Source organism: Spirosoma foliorum, assembly GCF_014117325.1.
Taxonomy (GTDB): Bacteria; Bacteroidota; Bacteroidia; order Cytophagales; family Spirosomataceae; genus Spirosoma; species Spirosoma foliorum.
Genome location: NZ_CP059732.1, coordinates 422,949 through 443,589 on the forward strand (window position 1 = coordinate 422,949; position 20,641 = coordinate 443,589).

Sequence of the window (20,641 nt, forward strand, 5' to 3'; positions counted from 1 at the left end):
CGCGATTAAGCGAAAATTGCGGGCAGAGAGGTACGTATTTTTAATCGAAGATAGGAAGAATAGCCAAATAGTATTTGGAGGCAGCTCATAAGCTCGTTCATTTTTAGTCGTAGTAGGCCAGAACGAAGTAAAAGTTGTACTTAATCAAATCGTTGGTTCATTGGCCTTTAACTTTCCGTATTTTAGCCCATTAGCCCAATCAAACTACCTATGAAACAAATCTTCTTTCTTTTACTGATCGCTGGTTATAGTGTATCGGCCCAGTCACTTTCGAACGTTGAAAAGGCAGTTATTGCTAGAGTAATAGGACAAATGCCCGAAACCGATCTGTTTTTGCAAAAAGTCGTCAATATCAACAGCGGTACCCTTAATAAAGAAGGTGTACGTAAGGTCGGAAAATTGATGTCCGATGAATTTGATAAACTGGGTTTTAAAACCGAGTGGGTCAACTTGCCGGACTCCCTGAATCGGGCGGGACATTTGGTGGCCACCCGGCAGGGTAAAAAAGGCAAAAAGCTATTTCTGATCGGGCATCTCGATACCGTTTTTGAAAAAAGCCTGCCTATGGAACCCTTCACGCTCATCAACGACTCGACGGCGTCGGGACAGGGCGTTGCCGATATGAAAGGGGGCGATGTGCTCGTTATTGCAGCGCTCAAAGCTTTACAAGCGCAAAAATTGCTCGACGATACGTCTATCACCATCTATTTCACGGGCGATGAAGAGAGCTCGGGTGGACCAGAAAGTCGCCGTGATTTCATCGAACGGGCTAAGAAATGCGACATCGCGCTAGCCTTCGAAACGGCACAGGGGTTGAATAGCGTGACGACTGGTCGGCGGGGTTCGAGCGGGTGGACACTCAACGTAAAAGCGCGAACGGGGCACTCCTCCCGAATTTTCAGCGATCTGGGCTATGGTGCTATCTATGAAGCCGTTCGGATTCTGAATGAGTTTCGACGGACGCTAGGTCAGGAGCAGTACCTTACCTTCAACCCTGGCCTGATTGTGGGTGGTTCGGAAGTACACTACGACGACAAAACGGCCAAAGCGGAAACGATTGGCAAAACGAACATCGTAGCCGGAACGGCACTGGTGAAAGGTGATTTACGCTTCCTGACGGAAAAACAGAAAGAAAATGCACGGGCCAAAATGCGGGAAATCGTGGAGAAAAGCTTGCCATTGACGAAAGCCACCATTTCGTTTACCGATGGCATTCCGGGTATGGAACCGTCTGCCGCTAACGATGAACTGCGTAAACAACTTGATAAGCTCAGTAAGGACATGGGGCTTGGACCCGTAAGCGCCTTTGATCCGGGTGCTCGTGGCGCGGGCGATGTGTCGTTTGTGGCCGAATTCATGCCTTGCCTGGATGGGTTAGGCGCATCGGGTAAAGGAGCGCATAGCATCGAAGAAACCATGAATACCAAAGAGTTTCCCTTGCTGGTTCAACGCGCAGCCCTGTATATTTATCGGTTAACGCGCTAGATTTTTTCATAGTCTTGTATCCAATCAACTAACCTCATACTACTCATGAAGTACCTTATCCTTTCCCTGCTTGTTTTTAGTATCAGTTTTTCGGCAGTAGGGCAGCACAAAGAAATTGTGAAACCTCGTAAAGCACCTGCGATGTCTTACCCATTCAGCATGGGTGTTATTAGCAATGGTTTGCTGTTTGTATCTGGACAAGTGGGTACCGATCCACAAACGTCCAAAGTTGTGGCCGGTGGGATAGAGGCTGAAACCGAACAAACGATTCTGAATATTAAGGGTATTCTGGAAGATGCTGGCGCTTCACTTGACGATGTGGTGAGCGTAACGGTTTACCTCAGCAATATGGACGACTTCGCAAAGATGAACACCGTCTACAAAAAATACTTTAAAGAAGGTGCTTACCCAGCCCGAACAACAGTAGGAGTGGCTAAACTAGTGTTTGGGGCCAGCGTCGAAATGACCATGACAGCCGCCATGCCGAAGAAGAAGTAGGGTATTCGCTTACACAAGTATAAGATTTAACCACAGCGCTCTATACCGCTGTGGTTAAATGAAAGCTAAATTTTCTCTATTACAATGATTCGCGCCGGATCATGTAAAAAGGATTCTTTACTTTAATGTGCTTATTGTCAAGCAATAAAGACGCTGCGGTGTAGCCCATCGCTTCAAAGTCAGTCGTGATTACGGTGATGTTCAGAAGCTCTTTGAGTGTCGTTTCATTGAACGAGATAATACCGATTTCGTGACCCAGCTCATAGTTCGACTGGCGAACTTTCTTGACCACTTCCGACAAATCGGTTTCCTCGATGACCACATAAGCAGTACCCGCCTGAAGATTCTCATTCATGGCGTTCTCTTTAATGGAGAATTCCTTGTTGTAGTTGACACAGAAGGATCGAAACCCATGCGCAATTTCGGCTGGGTGGTTGCCATCGCCGGGTAAAATCAGAACCATCCGAGGGTATTTGGCCAACAAATCCTGTGCGTTTTCGAGGGCTTCGCAAATGTCTTTGTCGAAGTTCTGGTAAACGCTCAATGTGGCAGGCGATAACTCCGAAACATCTTTATCGAGCAACACCAGCTCGTTGGTCGGAATCGACTCCAGAACCTTCCTGTAGTTAGCCTTGTCCAGATCCTGGGTGAAGTGCGGCATGACAACATAATAGTTGTACTTTCCCAGATTCTTCTCAATAATTTGCTGAAAGTGGTAGGCGCTATAATGGTGAATCTGCAAATCAACCGTTGCTTTATCGCCGAGTGCTTTCAGGAATGAGTAATAAATGATTTTCTTGTATGAGCTAAGCTTATTGAAAATAAGGAGAATTTTCAGTTTAGGCGCTGCACTGGCCTGTACATAATACCCCTTACCCTGCACCGATGTAATGTAGCCCTGTTCCCGAAGTTCCCGGTAAGCTTTTTCGACTGTATCCCGAGCCAGATAATATTCAACGCTTAACTCACTTATAGAGGGAAGCTGCTCATTATTTTTTAAAACACCCCGCTCAATATCGGTGATTACCGATTGGACGATCTGTTTGTACTTGGGCGTCTTGTCTTTCGGATTGAACTGAAGTTTATACAGCGGAACTGACGGGCTGCAATCCACATCGACAAATCCGTATGCTTGTCGGCGACCCTGAACCGGAGAAGGAAGTTTCGCTATCATAATTTTTCATATTTTCTGGATTATTCGATGATAACCCTTGTAATAGTTAACCTTAACCCTGACTGAAATAGGCTATAATCTTCTGAAAAATACTAGATATAAAGAAGAAAATATCTGATTATTTCTATGCAAACGTTTCCGGTAACGTTATCAAAACGTAGGCTTATCCAATTTAGTTGTAAGAAGTAACTTCGTTAATAGTAAACAGCATAGGTTGCCAGGCAAGTTATCCCATAAACGGAAAGGTGAAATTTTGTATTTATCAAAGTGAAACAGGGCAAAGTGGGTCACTTTAGGGGAAGCGGTTGGAGTCGTAAAGCTAAGAATTTATATACGTTTCCGGTTTTGGCATCAGGTGGATTTTAGTCCGCTAGAGTAGGCTATGAATTATCATTAGCCGATGACAGTTCCAGGTAGTATGTCATTCCATCTGGAATTGTGTAAGTACAATTCGATTATAGGTAGCTTTTATTGAATATTAATCGGTTTATAGGAGAGTACAGGAAAGGTTAGGTTTAAGAAAGGCCCTACTTTTGTAAGAAGTCTTGTCTTCCATTGGGGCGGAACAACCCGAAAGTCCCGATTGGTGATACAGGCTCCGATGAACTCACTCAACAAGGCATGCAGTTAGCCTAAATTGTCTATGAAAGTTGGCTTATTTATTCCCTGTTACATTGACCAGTTTTACCCAAAAGTAGCCATCGCTACGCTGAAATTACTGGAAAAAGTAGGTTGCGATGTTGACTATCCATTACAACAAACCTGTTGCGGCCAGCCGATGGCAAACTCGGGTTACGAGCATCTGACGGGAGGTTGTAACGACAATTTCGTGAGCAACTTTGCGGGCTATGATTACATTGTTTCGCCCTCAGGAAGTTGTACCCTGCATATCAAGCATCATTTACACGGAACCAATGAAACGGCAGCTACAGAGATCCGTTCACGAATCTATGAACTTACCGAATTTCTGACTGATGTACTGAAAATCTCGTCATTAGAAGCCACGTTTCCGTATAAAGTTGGGTTGCACCAGAGTTGCCACGGTCAGCGTGGGTTGCATTTAGCCCAAATGTCGGAGCTGGTGGCTCCGCCTTATTCTAAGCCCGTACAGCTGCTCAATCTGGTAAAAGATCTGGAGTTAATTCAACTCGACCGGCGTGACGAATGCTGCGGGTTTGGTGGAACGTTCTGCGTAACCGAAGAAGCCGTATCCGCCAAAATGGGTAAGGATCGGGTGGCTGATCATCTTCGCCACGGCGTTCACTACATTACGGGGGTCGATGTGTCGTGCCTGATGCATCTCGAAGGCATCCTGAAACGGGCCAACTCAAATGTACAGGTCAAACATATCGCAGAAATCCTAACGGCTACGATTTGATGTTTATGGTTTATAGTATTCGGTTGTCGGTTGGCTGACGCATAAATAGCCCGCGTCAATCCGCCGATTTGCTTAGCCACCGTAAACTAAATACCGTGAACTGTAAACCAAGCTAAAGAAATTAACCTCTATGAACCAGCCAACTTTAGATCACGCTCATGCCGCTATTGAGTTCAATAAAAACGAACCAAGAGTTAACTGGCACGACGAAACGCTTTGGTTTGTACGTACGAAACGTGACCGCGCGGTAGCCCAGATACCCGAGTGGGAGCAATTGCGTGAGGCCGCTTCGCAAATAAAAAATCATGTGTTGTCGAACATGCACGATTTACTGGTGCAGTTTGAGGAAAATGCCAAACGCAATGGCATTACGGTGCACTGGGCAGCCGATGGTGCTGAGCACAATGCGATCATTCATGGATTGATACAAAAGGCGGGGGCCACCCGAATGGTCAAGTCGAAGTCGATGCTGACCGAAGAGTGCCATCTCAATGATTACCTGACAAAGCACGGTATTGAGGTGATTGACAGTGATTTAGGTGAACGTATTGTGCAAATGCGGAAGGAGCCACCTTCGCATATTGTTATGCCCGCCATTCACCTCACCAAGGCCGATGTTGGGGATACTTTTCATGAACATTTGGGTACCGAAAAAGGAGCGACAGACCCTCAGTACCTTACCGAAGCCGCTCGTCAGCACCTACGAGATACGTTTCTGACGCGTAAAGTTGCCCTTACAGGTGTCAACTTTGCTATTGCTGAAACGGGCGGTTTTGTGGTGTGTACCAATGAAGGTAACGCCGATATGGGTGCTCACCTAGCCGATGTGCACATTGCAGCTATGGGTTTTGAAAAAATCATTCCCCGAGCCGAGCACCTGGGGGTGTTCCTGCGTTTGCTGGCCCGATCGGCAACAGGACAGCCCATTACGACCTTTTCGAGCCATTTCCACAAACCAAGACCCGGTCAGGAAATGCACATTGTGATTGTCGATAACGGACGTAGTCGTCAGTTAGGGCGCCCCGATTTTCGGAATTCGCTCAAGTGCATTCGGTGTGCGGCCTGTATGAATACCTGCCCGGTTTATCGGCGGTCGGGTGGGCACAGCTACCATAGTGCTGTTGCCGGACCAATTGGTTCTATTCTGGCCCCGAATCTGGATATGAAACAAAACGCTGATCTGCCGTTTGCGTCTACGCTCTGCGGATCGTGTTCGAATGTGTGTCCAGTTAAGATTGATATTCACGACCAGCTCTATAAATGGCGTCAGGTGTTGATGCAGGAAGGATATGGTCCGGCAGCAAAAACCGTGTCGATGAAAGCAATGGCTACTGTACTGGAGTCACCCCGACTGTATCGGATGGCCGGTAAGGTTGGCCGGGGCGTCTTACGATTTGCCCCTGTTACGGTCGAAAACCGGTTCAATCCGTGGTATAATCAGCGCGAAATGCCCGAGCCACCGGCAGAGAGTTTCCGCGACTGGTACATTAATAACAAAAAAGCATGACCACTCGCGAAAAAATTCTGGCCAGTATTCAGGCTAACCAGCCATCGATACTACCACTGCCTGAGCAATTTACGTTTACCACTACGTATCCTGATCTCACGAAACAATTCAGTGATTCACTGACATTTGTTGGTGGTATGCCGGTTGTCGTCCCCGATTATAAAGCCATTGAAACTCATCTAAAAGAGTATTATCCCAACTTCACAAACATCGCAACGACTTGTCCTGAACTGGCGCATATGGCCGATGTGAGTCTGGATATTACGGACCCACACGACTTGGCTGGCGTGAATTTGGCGATCATCGAAGGGCCAATTGCCGTTGCTGAGAATGCCGCTATCTGGGTCGATGAGAAGCAACTGCCGCACCGGGTACTTCCCATGATTACGCAATACCTGGCCATCATTATCCGGCAGTCGACAATTGTGGCGAACATGCACGATGCGTACAAGAAAATAAAAGTTGATACCACAGGTTTTGGTACGTTTATCAGTGGTCCTTCTAAAACGGCCGATATTGAGCAAAGCCTGGTGATTGGCGCTCATGGTGCCCGCTCGCTGATTGTCTATATGCTTCCTTAATGATGGCTAGTTATGGCACAAGGCTCCAGCCTTGTGCCGACTATTGTCTGGCCTCTGGCCAGTTTTGATAGGTCTATATCTAAGCCAGCCAGAGGCTGGAGAATAGTCGGCACAAAGCTCCAGCCTTGTGCCATCGGCCATAAAGAAAAATTACATCGACGCTGGTAGATGACCAGCGTCGATTTCTTTATGGGTTAATCCTCTTTTAATTTTCAATTTCTGACTGATTCGGGTGGACTCATCAGAACAGGCTGCTTAGCTATGCATCAAATTGCTCTACGTTTTTTCCTTCTTCTATTTTTTCTTTTCCCAACGATAACTTTTTCTCAGTCGAGTAAATCAGAACATTCGGTTTGGCTTCGGGGTGCTTTTGTTGATGAAGAAACTAAGCCCGTGCCTTTTGCTTCGGTCGCCTTGTATCAGGGTTCGGTGTTGGTGACCGGCGTTGTTTCGGATGATGCCGGCAAGTTTGAATTACAGGCCAAACCAGGAAACTATTCTCTGAAAATAACGGCCCTATCATACCAGGATAAAACCATTTCCGACATTCACTTGGTGGATAAGGCGATGCAGTTGGGCACGTCGGTACTTAAACCCAGCTCTAAAAAACTGGATGAAGTAGTTGTGAAGGGCGAAAAAAGTCAGATGGAGTTATCCCTCGACAAACGAATTTTCAACGTCGGCAAAGACTTAGCTAATGCGGGCGGTACGGCGTCGGACATTCTGAAAAACATACCGTCAGTAGCGGTAGATGGCGATGGAAATGTCAGTTTGCGTGGTAGCAATAGCGTTCGAATTCTGATTGATGGAAAGCCATCGGGCCTCGTGAGCCTTAAAGGGGGAGCTGGGTTACAGCAGTTGCAGGGGAGTATGGTTGAGCGGATTGAAGTCATTACGAACCCGTCGGCCCGCTACGAAGCGGAGGGTATGGGTGGTATCATTAATATCGTTCTAAAAAAAGAGCGGAAGGAGGGATTCAACGGCTCCTTCGACATCATTACGGGTAATCCTGCCAATTTTGGGGCTGCCGCTAACGTGAACTACCGCCGAAAAAACCTGAACTTCTTCATTAATTATACGGCTTCTTACCGCAATACGCCCGGCCGGAGTTCGCTTTACCAGGAACTCTACAGCAACGATACAACCTTTGCTTACCGACAAAATTCAACCTACAAACTAAAAGGGCAAAACAACAATGCCCGCGCTGGTATCGACTATTTTTTCAATCCAAAAAGTATTTTGACGGCTTCCTACACCTGGCGACTAAGCAAAGGGAAGCGCTTTTCGGATATCCAGTATCTGGACTATATTCCGAATACCAGCACATTGCAAACGATTACCAACCGAACGCAGGATGAAACCGAAACGGAGCCTAATTCGGAATACGTGGTAAGTTATAAAAAGACCTTTGCCCGCGAAGGCCACGAACTCACTGCTGATGTCCGCTATCTGGACAACTGGGAAAAATCGGATCAGTATTTTGCCCAGCAAACAGTTTTGCCCGATGGTACACCTTCGAGCATTCCTAGTTCCTTGCAGCGCGCGATTAACGACGAAACCGAAAAACAATTTTTGGTGCAGGTTGATTATGTACGGCCATTTAAGAAAGATGGTAAGCTGGAGGGTGGGTTTCGCAGTAGCACGCGGCATATGACCAACGATTACACCGTTATTCAGCAAAACGCCGATGGCAGCTGGTTTCAGCTTCCTAACCTGACCAATGATTTTTTGTATGATGAAAAGATTAACGCGCTCTACGGAATTGTGGGAAATAAGGTTCGGAAGTTTTCCTATCAGCTTGGCTTACGAGCCGAGTGGACCGCTGTAACAACGACGTTGAAACAAACTAATGACGTTAACCCTCGTAGTTATGCAAACCTGTTTCCGAGTGTACACGCTACCTACGATCTGCCGAATCAGCATGCCTTACAAGTTAGCTACAGCCGTCGGGTACGTCGCCCACAATACAACGATTTGAGCCCATTTATGACGTTTAGCGACAGTCGTAACTTTTTCAGCGGTAATCCGGACCTAAACCCCGAATTCACCGATGCCTTTGAGATTGGTCATATTAAATATGTGGAGAAAGGGTCGATTAGTTCGTCGGTTTATTATCGGTACACCACAGGGAAAATTATCCGGATTCGTCGGGTAAATGACCAGGGTTTTTCGACAACCCGCCCCGAAAACCTCGCTACGGAACACTCGTACGGAGCCGAATTTGCGGGTTCGTATGCGCTCTATAAATGGTGGAAACTCGATGGAAGCGTCAACTTCTTCAGGGCTATTACAAACGGGGGTAATCTGGACGCCAGCTACCAGAGTGATACCTATAGTTGGTTTACCCGCATGACTTCCCGATTTACGATCTGGCGAAATACGGATTTCCAGATGCGGGGTAATTACGAAGCGCCACAGAAAACACCGCAAGGCACACGGCAGGCGATTGCTACGCTGGACTTGTCGATCAGCAAGGATATTCTCAGGAATAACGGCACGCTGGTTCTTAACGTACTGGACGTATTTAATTCCCGTCGGTATCGTTCGATTACCGAGGGGGCTAACTTTTATACCGAAAGTAATTCACAGGGACGATTGCGCCAGATCAATCTGACATTCAACTACCGGCTGCATCAGGCCAAAAAGAAAATGAAAGAACCTGGTGAAGGTGAGTTTTAAAGTGGGACGGTTCGGCGTTTTGAGAAACTACTAGGTGCGGTTTAATAACTTTTCGTTAACTCTAGGGTAATTTTTTCGAATTTTGCGTTTTAAAAGAATGGTTGCCTTTGAGGCAACTGCACCAAATTAGATCAAAATCAAAAAATTATGTCAATGAAAAGTGTTGCATTTACCCTTCTTCTTTTTTCCAGTTTATTAACTGTTGCCACAAATAGTTTTGCCCAGAGTAAAGACCAAGCTGCTGTTGCCCAGGCGGTTGAAGCGCTTCGTTTACAGATGATCTCTCCAGATAAAGCTAAACTGGAAGCACTTGCTGCTGATGACCTAAGTTATGGGCACTCGAACGGTAAAATCGAAGCTAAAACTGCATTTGTCGAAGCGTTTACAAGTGGTACATCCGATTTCGTAAGTATCGAACTTACCGATCAAACAGTAACGGTAGTCGATAACACGGCTCTTGTGCGCCATAAATTGATGGGCGAAACGCTCGATGGTGGTAAACCAGGACAGGCAAAATTGAGCGTGCTCCAGGTGTGGATTAAGCAGAAAGGAACCTGGAAATTGTTGGCCCGACAAGCAGTAAAAATCTAATTTAACTTGCTGGTAAACAAAATAAGCCCATCAGATGTCTGATGGGCTTATCCGATAACAAACCTATGATAAAACGTATTGTACAAAAGAAGTGCGTTTTATTAGTCAAACTCTCCTGAACTCACCTGCCTGATTTTCAAATAGCTATAGTTTAGTGAGATTAAGTGTTTTTATACAGCGCACAAAAAAGGTGGCCAATTATTGGCCACCTTTTTTTGTGCGCTGTATTTACGCTACGATACCCGTTTTCATAAATCGCTATTTATTTTTTCTGAGTCAATTGCAGCGAACTATCGTTGATCTCAAAGGTGTGCTTTTTGATCATGTTTATCACTTCGGACCCGGCTAATAGCGCAGGGCCATATCCATGCGCTGCGTAAGGGTTGATAGGCCGATGGTAGTAGAACGCTGGATCGAATCCCATACCAGTTCCTACGCAAACGCCTTCAACCTGACCCGCTTGTGTAACTTTGGTAGCAACTGCATTCCAGCCCAGTAATGTTGCTGGAGCGTAAGCCAGGGGATCGAGCCAACCCCGGTTAATTGCCCGGGCAAAACAGTAAACGTAAATGGCCGTAGCTGATGTTTCCAGATACGAATCGTTCCGGTCGAGCAACTGGTGCCAAAATCCTGATCCTGATTGTTGAGCGGCTAACCCTTTGGCATGTGCTTTTAATAAGTCAAGAATGGCTGGCCGACCAGGATGATTTTCGGGAAGAACATCCAGTAACTCCACCGCCGTCAAAATGCCCCATCCATTCGCACGTCCCCAGTGAAACTCGGGGTGCACAGCCATGCCCTCTACCCAACCATGCATATACAAACCTTTTTGCGGATTGAACATGCGTTTGGCGAATTGCGTAACCTGCTTTACGGCTTCGTCGTAATACTTTTTGTCGCCGGTTAGTTTGCCCATTTGTGCCAGCGCCGGGACGCTCATAAACAAATCATCGAGCCAAAGGGTGTTGGGCTGCGGACGATTACGGGCCAAAGTGCCATCGGTCAGGCGGAACTCTTTCGTTTGTATGTAATTGATGTAGTTGTCAATTAAGGGGCGCATGTCGGCCTTAACTGCTCCCGTCCGACTCGCTTTAATCATGGCTGCGCACATAGCACCAGCATCATCCAGCGCATGAGGGGCCAGTACCGATCGCATTGGCGTATTTGCTTTAGGATCGGCCGTTACCTGATTTCGGAAATAAGGAACCTGTTCCGTTATAAACTGAAGCCGTTTATGGGTGTAATCGGCATAACGAGGGTCGCCAGTAGCTTCACTTGCCTGTAACATGGCGGCATAGGTGACACCCCATTCATAGCTAATTAGCCGGAAGTCGCCCGGTTTGAAAATAGCATTTGGGTTGAATGGTCCGCCTGTAGGAATGTCTTTTTTCGTCTCTTTATCAATGAGCTGGGTCGGAGTATTTGCGTCCAGATAGGTATAGATTCGGCGTAATACCCCTGTTACCTCGTCAATTTTAGGTTGCCCATAGGGAACTGGATAATCAGGTTGCAGTAAGTGCAGCGGAGTGGTTGAATCGTTGGCTTTAGGAGCACCTTGTTGGGCATAAAGGGGGGTGCCGACAGTTACCCCAATCAGTAACAGCCCTAGACTTCGGCTAGTAAAAGAGACAATTGGACTGAAAACAGACATAAAACAGGTTTGGAATTTGGTTAGTGAGCAACGGTGTCACTCTATAAATAGACATATTTAGTAGCTGAATACCCCAAATATTACAAATCTTTGCTTGTTTTCTATCAGGCTCTCCCCTGCGTGAGTTTATTCTTGCAGGCCTTATTGCCTGTTAATGCGCCAAGGAGTTAAATCGGTCGATAGGTTTAGCCGAAAAATAGAGTTAAGAGCAATCTTAGCGACCCTAGTGATGAATATAACGGCCTTTACGTAAGGTCATTACAAAATTTCAATAAAGTGCTGGAGCTTATCAAAACTGAATATATATCAGGCCTTTATCGAATAAAAAGCTGATTAAATAGGGGTGGTTTACCCGATATTTATGAGCGAAAATTTATCGACTATACGTACTCAAGTATAAATAGCTTAAGTTATTTTGAAAAGGCGTTTTTGTCCTGCTGAGGAAGGAAGCATCTTCGGGTGAGGCTATTTATCCGGCTACCAAAGATGCTTCCTTCCTCAGCAGGACAAAAAATAATCTACTGTATTTTAGTCGACCTACTTGTACCGAAATAGAACAGATTATATACTGGAACTTGTCGAAGAGGAAATTAAGCAACTACTGTAAAAAAGACTTGTAAACTGCTTAGCAATGAGCGCTCTATTTTCTGGCTCATGGTAAAAAAGTGACCGAAAAATAGCGCACAAGTTTGTCTCCAAAAAGCGATTAAAGAGAGATAGGTTTCTGGAAATGCAATTTGTAAAAGGTATTTAGGGTAACGAACTGAAGTGCCGATTGAAAAATCGAATGCCAAAATAAACGTAAACGAGCAAAGCGGCAGTTTTTAAAAATCCTTCGATAGAGTTGACGCTGTAAATTCCGCTGGTGTAAGCTTGTATCCAGTCAAACAAGACAATAAAAAAGCCGATAAACGCAGTTATTGCTCCTATTATAACTAGCACTATCAGTAATTTCTTATCCATTTTTGAATCTGCCGAAGAGAGGTGATATGGTGTATGACACTTACCTCATCAAGAAGTTTAATTTCCATCCTGATAATTTATTTAATCATATAAATAGATTAAATAAAATGAAATGGAAATCGTGTGGTTTTAGGTTGAGGGCGCAAGATAAGGAGATTTTAATGAATTAATTACTTTCGACAATCACTAAATAATTTTATAAGCTTTCGCTAACTTATGCTCACTCACCCCAAAAAGAACCAGGCTATATCCTGCTATTTTCTTGTAAATTGCTCTCGCAAGTTTTTTGAAATTTTATATGATTGCTGTTATACAACGTGTTTCAAACGCATCGGTTTCTATTGATAATCAGATTAAAGGACAAATTGAAACCGGTTTTTTAATTTTATTGGGTATAACTCATACCGACTCTAGCGAAGATGTAGAATGGCTTAGTCGAAAAATAATTGGTATGCGAATCTTTAGTGATAATGATGGGAAAATGAACCTTGATTTAATGGCTGTTAATGGTAATATATTACTGATCAGCCAGTTTACACTTCATGCCAATACCAAGAAAGGAAACCGACCCAGTTTTATCGAAGCAGCTCGTCCGGAAATTGCTATACCGCTTTACGAAGCCATGATTGCCCAATTAACCGCCGACTTGGGTAAACCTATTCAGACCGGAGAATTTGGGGCAGATATGAAGGTGTCGCTCCTTAACGATGGACCGGTTACGATTATAATAGACTCGAAAAACCGGATTTAGCCTGGTTCGATTACCGATTTATGCTAACGATACGTTACTTTTACTGTAACCAGCCCTTGCCTGTTGCCAAACCAGCGTGTACAGGTAAATAGCCGAATGGATTTTTTACCCTCGAACATAAGCGCCTACGCCGAAGCGTTCACCGCTCCCGAAAGCGAGTTGTTGTACCAACTCAATCGAAATACCCGCGCTCACATTATGGCGCCCCGCATGTTGTCGGGGCACATGCAAGGTCGTTTTTTATCGATGATTTCGTGGATGATTCGCCCCCGTCGAATTCTTGAAATTGGAACCTATACGGGCTACTCAGCCCTTTGTCTGGCCGAAGGCTTAACGGACGATGGACTATTGATTACCATCGATCATAACGAAGAACTTGAAGATTTTGCCCGATCGTACTGGCGGCAATCTCCCTTACAGGATAAGCTGGATTTTCGAATTGGATTGGCCGTTGATATACTGCCAACGCTCAATGAAACGTTTGATCTGGTATTTATCGACGCTGACAAACGCAACAATTCGATTTATTTCGATCTGATTATCGAAAAAGTGAGGCCCGGTGGCTTCATTCTGGCCGATAATGTTTTGTGGAGTGGCAAGGTTGTTGAACCAGTAAAACCATCGGACCTTGATACAATGAGTGTATTGGCGTTTAATCAAAAAGTACAGGATGATTCGCGCGTAGAAAATGTGCTCTTACCCGTGCGAGACGGGATTATGGTGATGCGAAAACGATAAGTGCGATTGAGAAAATGAGCCGCCGTAGCGGTACGATTTATGAAAAAACGAATTCAGTTCCTTGCCCTATTCTTCCTGCTTACAGGCTTTATGGCGTCGGCACAAACGAGCGTGCCAACGGTACCGGAGCAACTGACGTTTGCCGATATATCGGTACAGTTAGACCCCGATGCCCGGCGCATCGTGCAGCAGGATGTCAACGCACTGATGGCGAACCGCCAATACTGGACCGCGAAACTTGATCGGGTGGTTTTGTATTTCCCTATGATCGAAGCGATTCTGATTGACGAAGATGTGCCTACCGATTTTAAATACCTCGCCGTTCAGGAAAGCTCACTTACACCCGATGCCGTATCGTCGTCGACAGCGGTGGGGTACTGGCAGTTTAAGCGCGAAACCGCTATGGATAATGGTATGCGCGTAGATGATGTTGTCGATGAAAGAAAGAGCATTACAGGTTCAACACATGGAGCGGCCAAATATTTGAAGCGGAGTAACGCTCAATTCAACAACTGGGTTGCATCGCTCTATTCCTATTACCTTGGTGCGGGTGGCATTGCCAAACTGATTCCACCCGATTGGTCGTATGCGCGTGAAGTAGCGCTTGATGGTCGTACGGATCGGTATATTCTGCGCTTCTTCGCCCATAAAATTGCCATAGAAAACGCACTCCAAACGCACCAGACCAGCAATCGGTTTGCGCTGATTGAGTACCCCAGTGGAGGAGGTAAAAGCATAAAGAATATTGCCGAGGAATTAAACGTCGATGAGTTTGAGCTACGAAAATATAACCGCTGGGTTTTGGGCGATGCTGTGCCAACCGACAAAGTTTATGTGATGGCTGTGCCGGTGGCTAGCAATCAGATCAACGATGTCCGGCAGAAAATTGTGAACGTAGACTCGAAAAAGACGCCTGATTTTGTCCAGAACGATGTTGGGTTTCCCGTTTTACGTCGGGTTACTACGGGCCTAAGTAGCAAAAACGATCCGATTTTGTATGAGATTAACGGCTTGCCGGGTATTCAGGCTCAGGCAGGCGACAATGCGGCCTCGTTATCGCGGAAGTCAAAGGTTAGCCTATCTAGCTTTTTACGCTATAACGATATGACCGATCGTGATCCGATTATTGTCAACGATGTATACTATCTGGCAAAGAAACGGAAAAAAGCGCTGGTTCCTTTTCATACGGTTCGTGAAGACGAAACAGCTCGTAGTATCTCGCAACGGTATGGTATCAGGCTTAAAAAGCTGATGCGTTATAACCGCCTGGATCGAGTGCAGAAACTGGCAACAGGCCGGGTGATGTGGCTTCGCGAACGTAGACCAAGTAACAAACCTGTCGAAATTATTAACGCGCCAACTCCTCCTGTTTACGATCAGACCCCGACGCCTAGCCGGGCGGAAGTGGCTGCTAACACCACAGTGGGTGGGGCTCCTCGAACGGTGAGCGGTGGCGACGCTGTGCCGCGAAATCCATCGGAACGGAAATTATACCAACCTAAACTGATAGGCGGTGGCGTAACGCCAAACGATGGTACATCGGAACCCGCAACAGCTCCTCGACCAGAAGTAAGCCGACCAGCTACGCAACCAACCAATAGCCGATCAGTACCGGTCGCGAGTAGTTCGACGCTGAGTAGTTCGGATGGTTCGCAGCGCGTCGTAATTGTTCGTACGCCTGATGGCTCACAGCCAACCAAATCGGTGCCAGTAGCCACGATGCCCGAGCGAGATCAAACGGCTAGTACCCCAACGAGTACACCGAAAGCCAAACCGTCGGATACATATGCAACTGCCCCAAAGCCTAAATTGACTCCCGCAGCCGACATCGATATGGGTCGGCCAGAGTCTGGGAAGTACGAAGGGCCGCGTGAACAGCAGGCCGATGGTTCATTGACCATACCATCTGCCGTACCGCCAACGAAAGCTCCTCCTCGCCCAGCTGCCAAGGTAGAAACGCGCCCTGTTGTGCCTGCCACGACAACCTCAGAGCCTAAGACAGTTACCCCGTCGGCTCCGGCAGCAAATCGTTCTGCGAATACACATACCGTTGAGGCTGGGCAAACCTATTACAGCATCTCAAAATTATATGGGTTGACTGTTGATGAACTGCTCTCACTAAACAATCTAACGGCAAATGATAAGCTTGAAGTAGGTCAGCAACTGACGATTAAGCTTACACCGGGTGGACGGCTTGTGCAGCCTTCGTCAACCGTTAAAACGACTTCGCCCACTGAATCATCAGTAACCTATCACACCGTTGCAAAGGGGGAAACCATGTTCCGTATTTCGCAGCTATACGGGGTAACCATCGAGCAGATTCAGGCCTGGAATAATTTGCCGGATGTTGGGGTTAAGCTGGGGCAGAAAATTAAGATTATGAAAAACTAATGAAAAATGAATAATGGAGAATGAATAGTGTAAAGTCTATTTTCCCGCAGTTTACATTATTCATTCTCCATTTTACATTAAAAAGCTATGATTCTGATTAATAATACCTGCATCAGCGATGATGTTGCTGAAAAATTCTTCGTTTGCAACTTAGATAAATGTAAAGGTGCCTGTTGTGTTGAGGGTGACATGGGCGCACCTTTAGAAGGCGATGAACATCTGATTCTGGATCGCATCTACGAAGATATAAAACCCTATCTCTCGCCCGAAGGGATCAAAGTTATTGAAGAACGAGGGGGTTATGAATCCGACGGTTTTGACGGCTTTGTAACGAATACGGTTGGTGGCCGGGAGTGTGTTTACGCAACCTGGAATGATAAAGGGATTCTGAAATGTGCTATTGAAGAAGCCTACAATGATGGTAAAGTCGACTGGAAAAAACCGATTTCCTGTCATTTGTACCCGATTCGGGTTACCAAATATGAAGCGTTTCATGCTCTCAACTATGACCGCTGGCCAATTTGTAGTCCAGCTTGTAGCTTTGGTGAGCAATTAAATGTCCCCATCTACAAATTTGTTCGCGAAGCGCTTATTCGGGCTTATGGCGAGGAATGGTATAATCGCTTGTCGAAAGCAATTGAAGAAAAAGAATAAACGGATTGCCGTTTGCTCATGGAACAACGCGATTATTTTGAAGAGGTATATGAAGTAGTACGACTGATCCCCAAAGGTCGCGTGACGAATTATGGCACGATTGCCCGCTATCTAAGTCTTCGGGCGGGCGCTCGAATGGTCGGCTGGGCCATGAATGGCTGTCACAATCGACCTGATGTGCCCGCACACCGGGTCGTCAACAGTGTGGGCGTCCTATCAGGCAAACACTTTTTTGGTGAACCTGATGTTATGCAGCGCCTTCTGGAAGCAGAAGGTGTTCAGGTTAAAAACGATAAAGTCGTTGACTTCAAAAAAGTTTTCTGGGACCCTGCGGTTGAACTGGCTTTGTAAGAGAGGTTTTAAGCCGCCTGTTTTTGCTGCTCAACTAGCTTCGCTAAGACCGATAGCACATCTTGTAATTCCTGAGCCAGAACAGGGTCGGTTAATTGATCGTTAGCGGCTAATCTTTGCTTGACAAAAGGTACAATCAGTGACGCTTTTCCGGGCGTTATCGCCATAAGAACGTCCAGCGTGTGCGATAGCGCAGCATGTGCCCGCATGCCACCTGTATCGGAAGGGCCAGCGCTGATAATGCCCGTAGGCTTATGCACAAACTCGCCCGATGAAGCAATCCAGTCGAGCATATTTTTCAGAACACCCGGCATACCATGAATGTATTCGGGAGTACAGACGATTACGGCATCGGCTTCTCGAAGTTGAGTGCGCAGACTTTTTACCGCTTCGGGCGCTTGATCGGTATCGCGTTCGGGACTGAAATGTGGAAGATCGTCAAGCCCGTCGTAGAGTTTGACTGTTACCTCCGATGGGGCTAAGTTGGCGATGGCTCGCAGGAGCGATGTATTCGTGGAGGCTGCCCGCAGGCTACCCGAGATGGCCAGAATGTTCATGCGTGTTGGGACTAGTACCTATCGCAACACTTTCGTAATCTCGTTTAGTTTCTCCATTTTCTGGACAAAATCGCCTTTGAGTTGATTCCGGATAGCGGTCAGATTATCCAGGGTTTCCTGTAAGCTATCAGGCAGAATATCTTCCAGTACTTCACGGAATCGTTTGGCAAAGGTGGGCGATTTGCCGTTGGTAGAAATAGCAACTTTCAAGTCGCCTTTCTTGACCACAGAACTCAGGTAAAAGTCGCATAAATCAGGCGTATCAGCTACGTTCACCAAAATTCGATGGCGTTTGCAATCGGATTGCACCTGTTGGTTAACGGCTTTGTCGTTCGTACCGGCAATGACTAAATCTTTGTCGGACAGATAAATTTCGTGATAAGCTTCCTGAATCAATTGGAGTTTGGGAAACAGGTGCGTCATCTCCCGAATTTCGTCCCGGATGTCAGGCGCTACAAGCGTAACCCGAGCCTCAGGCGAATTGCCTAGCAAAGCGTTCAGTTTTTCCAGACCTACATAACCTCCACCTACAATGAGCACATGCAGGTTCTCAGCTTTGAGGAAAATAGGGAAGAGGGTATTCATACAAAAAGTCGATAGTCGTAGGTCGCTAGTTATAAGAGGGATAGACCAACTTACTTCTACTAACAAACTTACGACTATCGACTGATGGGGTGTATGACAAGTTTAAAATAAACTTACCCGACTGATGACTGACGACTTTTTTAAAACTTGAACCCTAGGTTTACGCCCAGAATTCGACGTTTGCTGTTACCGCTGGTCAACACATCGGCAAATCCATAATGGTAAACAAAGTCCAGCATAATTGGGCCTGCATCGAAGCCGAGGTTAACCAGACCGTTGATCGTTGCTGCCTGAAAGTCAGCATTATTAAGATTGAAATCGTTTTTGTCGGTGCCCAGTGGCGTAGCATATTCACCACCCAAAGCCAGCCGTACACCCGATACGCCCCGTTCCGATTGCGCCAGCTTCACCCCGATATACGCTGGAATGTGCAGATAACGCTGATCGATGTTGGATGTGATATCGCTAACGCTCTGACCATCGCCTGCTTTATAGAACTGAGAACTGGAGGTCAGGTATTCCGCCCCAATCTGTCCATAGATTCGACCACCGGCCCGTACTAAGAAGCCCAGTTGATAACCCAATCGACCTGTCAAGTTCTTACCATCGACTGTTTCTCCTTCGAAACGGGTTGAGTTGGCCCCACCATAAACGCCAAATGTAAAGTGTTTGTATTTCTCGCGATGTTCCTGACGTTCAGATACATCCTGGCTGCGTTGCCCATCTTCAAAACCCTCGTCGTAGGCCTTGCTTAGATCACGTTCATCGAACCGGCGATTGTCGCCAATACGGCCTTCGTAGCGGTTGTCGTAGCGTGGATATTCTTCATTCCGACGATTATACTCGCGCCGTTCGTCAATGGCATTGTTGAATTGGCGTTCATCACGCTGGTTGTAACGCCGTTGATCGCGGCTATCGTTCCGGTTGTAATCGTATCGGTCGTTGTAGGAATTTTGCTGGCCTAATACGAAACTCGTACTACAGACCCCTGCGACAAGTAAAGCTGTTTTTGTTAACGTTTTCATAACCTGTTGAGTTGAGTAAATGAATACCAAGATTCAATTCTAAAACCGCCTATATGGAGGAATGTTTGTGTAATCATGTCTGCAAGCCATTTTAGTTGGCCACTGGCTATAAAAAAGCCGCCTTCGTTGAAAGGCGGCTTTTCTGTGCAGCGCTAAGCCAGCTTTAGAATTTAAATCCTACACTAGCACTCAGGATACGACGTTGCGAACCGGCAAAACCTGTTGAGGTTGTGTTACCATTGGTTGGGTTTTTGATCGAATCGCTTAAGCCATAGTGATAAGTCAGATCGATCAGCAACGGACCAATATCAAACCCTAGCTGACCCAGACCATTAAAGGTACCGCTTTTGATTTCGGCATTGGTCAGGTTGAAATTACCGCTGCTGGAACTGATCCGATTGGCATATTCAAGACCAACCTGCAAGCGAATAGCCGAAATTCCCCGATCTGATTGCAGCAGTTTATAACCGATATAAACCGGGATTTGAACGTACTGAATATTGATCTGATCCTGAATTTGGCTAGCTGTCTGACCATCACCTTTCGTGAAATAATTTGAACTAGAGGCAAAGTATTCAGCCCCTAATTGACCGAAGAGTCGGCCACCACCCCGCACAAAGAAACCAGCCTGGTAACCTACTCGGCCCGAGATGTCGCCACCCGTTGTTTCGCCTTTTAGTTTAGTTGAGTTCAAACCGGCATAAATACCAAAGACGAAGTTTTTGTAATCTTTCGCTTTGGTGCGTTCTGGCCGATCCGTGGTCGAATAGGTTTCCGTTGAAACGGTCGTTGTTGTACCATCAGCAGGACTTGCCATGCTGTTCGTTGAATAGGTGCTGTTCGTAGTCGACGAATTGCTATTCGTAGAATTATTGCTATTCGTAGAATTGTTGTCCATCGTCGAGCTGCTGTTCATCGAGTTCGTACTATCAGTCGTAACTGGCGATGTGTACGTAGGACTTGTTGTACTCGTTGTCGAATACGTGGGTGTGGTTTGGGCATTCACGAACCCGATACCACACAGGCAAGCTGCCAGGAGGGAAAATTGCTTTTTCATAACTTGTTCTCTCGTTGAGTGTATA

18 protein-coding genes are annotated in these 20,641 nt (G+C 46.2%); 12 read left to right on the forward strand and 6 right to left on the reverse strand.

Annotation, left to right across the window (positions count from 1 at the left end):
• The first annotated feature begins 210 nt into the window (after positions 1–210).
• The gene (locus H3H32_RS01770; RefSeq protein WP_182460966.1) at positions 211–1,485 is read left to right on the forward strand and encodes a M20/M25/M40 family metallo-hydrolase; all 1,275 of its coding nucleotides are present in this window, start codon (positions 211–213) and stop codon (positions 1,483–1,485) included.
• A gap of 45 nt (positions 1,486–1,530) precedes the next feature.
• A complete protein-coding gene (locus H3H32_RS01775) occupies positions 1,531–1,983 on the forward strand; it encodes a RidA family protein (RefSeq protein ID WP_182460967.1) in 453 nt (150 codons plus the stop codon).
• A gap of 79 nt (positions 1,984–2,062) precedes the next feature.
• On the opposite strand, the gene H3H32_RS01780 is transcribed toward H3H32_RS01775, so the two are convergent.
• Positions 2,063–3,157 (reverse strand): GntR family transcriptional regulator, encoded by a 1,095-nt coding sequence (locus tag H3H32_RS01780; RefSeq protein ID WP_182460968.1) that lies wholly within the window; start codon positions 3,155–3,157, stop codon positions 2,063–2,065.
• A 643-nt stretch (positions 3,158–3,800) separates the two neighbouring features.
• On the opposite strand from H3H32_RS01780, the gene H3H32_RS01785 reads away from it, so the two are divergent.
• The 5 genes from H3H32_RS01785 to H3H32_RS01805 all read left to right on the forward strand — a co-directional run bounded on the left by H3H32_RS01785 (position 3,801) and on the right by H3H32_RS01805 (position 9,893).
• Entirely contained in the window at positions 3,801–4,535 is a 735-nt protein-coding gene (locus tag H3H32_RS01785; protein ID WP_182460969.1) for a (Fe-S)-binding protein, read from the forward strand.
• 130 nt (positions 4,536–4,665) lie between these two features.
• Positions 4,666–6,042: a lactate utilization protein B gene (locus tag H3H32_RS01790; RefSeq protein WP_182460970.1), complete on the forward strand. Its 1,377-nt coding sequence runs from the start codon at positions 4,666–4,668 to the stop codon at positions 6,040–6,042.
• On the forward strand, positions 6,039–6,623 hold the full coding sequence (locus H3H32_RS01795; protein ID WP_182460971.1) for a LutC/YkgG family protein: 585 nt from the start codon (positions 6,039–6,041) through the stop codon (positions 6,621–6,623). Before H3H32_RS01790 ends, H3H32_RS01795 begins: the two co-directional genes overlap by 4 nt.
• 261 nt (positions 6,624–6,884) lie before the next feature.
• Positions 6,885–9,302 carry a TonB-dependent receptor gene (locus tag H3H32_RS01800; RefSeq protein WP_182460972.1) on the forward strand — a complete coding sequence of 806 codons (2,418 nt, stop codon included), beginning with the start codon at positions 6,885–6,887 and terminating at the stop codon, positions 9,300–9,302.
• A 153-nt stretch (positions 9,303–9,455) separates the two neighbouring features.
• Entirely contained in the window at positions 9,456–9,893 is a 438-nt protein-coding gene (locus H3H32_RS01805; protein ID WP_182460973.1) for a nuclear transport factor 2 family protein, read from the forward strand.
• Between the two features lie 262 nt (positions 9,894–10,155).
• On the opposite strand, the gene H3H32_RS01810 is transcribed toward H3H32_RS01805, so the two are convergent.
• Complete coding sequence (locus H3H32_RS01810; protein WP_182460974.1) at positions 10,156–11,544, reverse strand: glycoside hydrolase family 88/105 protein; 1,389 nt, start codon at positions 11,542–11,544, stop codon at positions 10,156–10,158.
• 1,261 nt (positions 11,545–12,805) lie between these two features.
• Here H3H32_RS01810 and dtd point away from each other — a divergent pair.
• The 5 genes from dtd to H3H32_RS01835 all read left to right on the forward strand — a co-directional run bounded on the left by dtd (position 12,806) and on the right by H3H32_RS01835 (position 17,392).
• On the forward strand, positions 12,806–13,258 hold the full coding sequence (gene dtd, locus H3H32_RS01815) for a D-aminoacyl-tRNA deacylase (protein WP_182460975.1): 453 nt from the start codon (positions 12,806–12,808) through the stop codon (positions 13,256–13,258).
• 96 nt (positions 13,259–13,354) lie between these two features.
• A complete protein-coding gene (locus H3H32_RS01820; RefSeq protein WP_182460976.1) occupies positions 13,355–13,996 on the forward strand; it encodes an O-methyltransferase in 642 nt (213 codons plus the stop codon).
• A gap of 39 nt (positions 13,997–14,035) precedes the next feature.
• Positions 14,036–16,387, forward strand: a complete 2,352-nt coding sequence (locus H3H32_RS01825) for a LysM peptidoglycan-binding domain-containing protein (RefSeq protein WP_182460977.1) — start codon at positions 14,036–14,038, stop codon at positions 16,385–16,387.
• 87 nt (positions 16,388–16,474) lie between these two features.
• On the forward strand, positions 16,475–17,041 hold the full coding sequence (locus tag H3H32_RS01830) for a DUF3109 family protein (protein ID WP_182460978.1): 567 nt from the start codon (positions 16,475–16,477) through the stop codon (positions 17,039–17,041).
• Positions 17,042–17,059: 18 nt separating this feature from the next.
• A complete protein-coding gene (locus H3H32_RS01835) occupies positions 17,060–17,392 on the forward strand; it encodes an MGMT family protein (RefSeq protein WP_182460979.1) in 333 nt (110 codons plus the stop codon).
• 8 nt (positions 17,393–17,400) lie between these two features.
• Here H3H32_RS01835 and H3H32_RS01840 read toward each other — a convergent pair whose 3' ends face one another.
• The 4 genes from H3H32_RS01840 to H3H32_RS01855 all read right to left on the reverse strand — a co-directional run bounded on the left by H3H32_RS01840 (position 17,401) and on the right by H3H32_RS01855 (position 20,616).
• Complete coding sequence (locus H3H32_RS01840) at positions 17,401–17,949, reverse strand: NADPH-dependent FMN reductase (RefSeq protein ID WP_182460980.1); 549 nt, start codon at positions 17,947–17,949, stop codon at positions 17,401–17,403.
• A gap of 18 nt (positions 17,950–17,967) precedes the next feature.
• Positions 17,968–18,534, reverse strand: coding sequence for a precorrin-2 dehydrogenase/sirohydrochlorin ferrochelatase family protein (locus H3H32_RS01845; protein WP_182460981.1), 567 nt, complete (start codon positions 18,532–18,534; stop codon positions 17,968–17,970).
• Positions 18,535–18,674: 140 nt separating this feature from the next.
• Positions 18,675–19,559 carry a hypothetical protein gene (locus H3H32_RS01850; RefSeq protein WP_182460982.1) on the reverse strand — a complete coding sequence of 295 codons (885 nt, stop codon included), beginning with the start codon at positions 19,557–19,559 and terminating at the stop codon, positions 18,675–18,677.
• A 163-nt stretch (positions 19,560–19,722) separates the two neighbouring features.
• Complete coding sequence (locus tag H3H32_RS01855) at positions 19,723–20,616, reverse strand: porin family protein (RefSeq protein WP_182460983.1); 894 nt, start codon at positions 20,614–20,616, stop codon at positions 19,723–19,725.
• Positions 20,617–20,641: the final 25 nt, after the last annotated feature.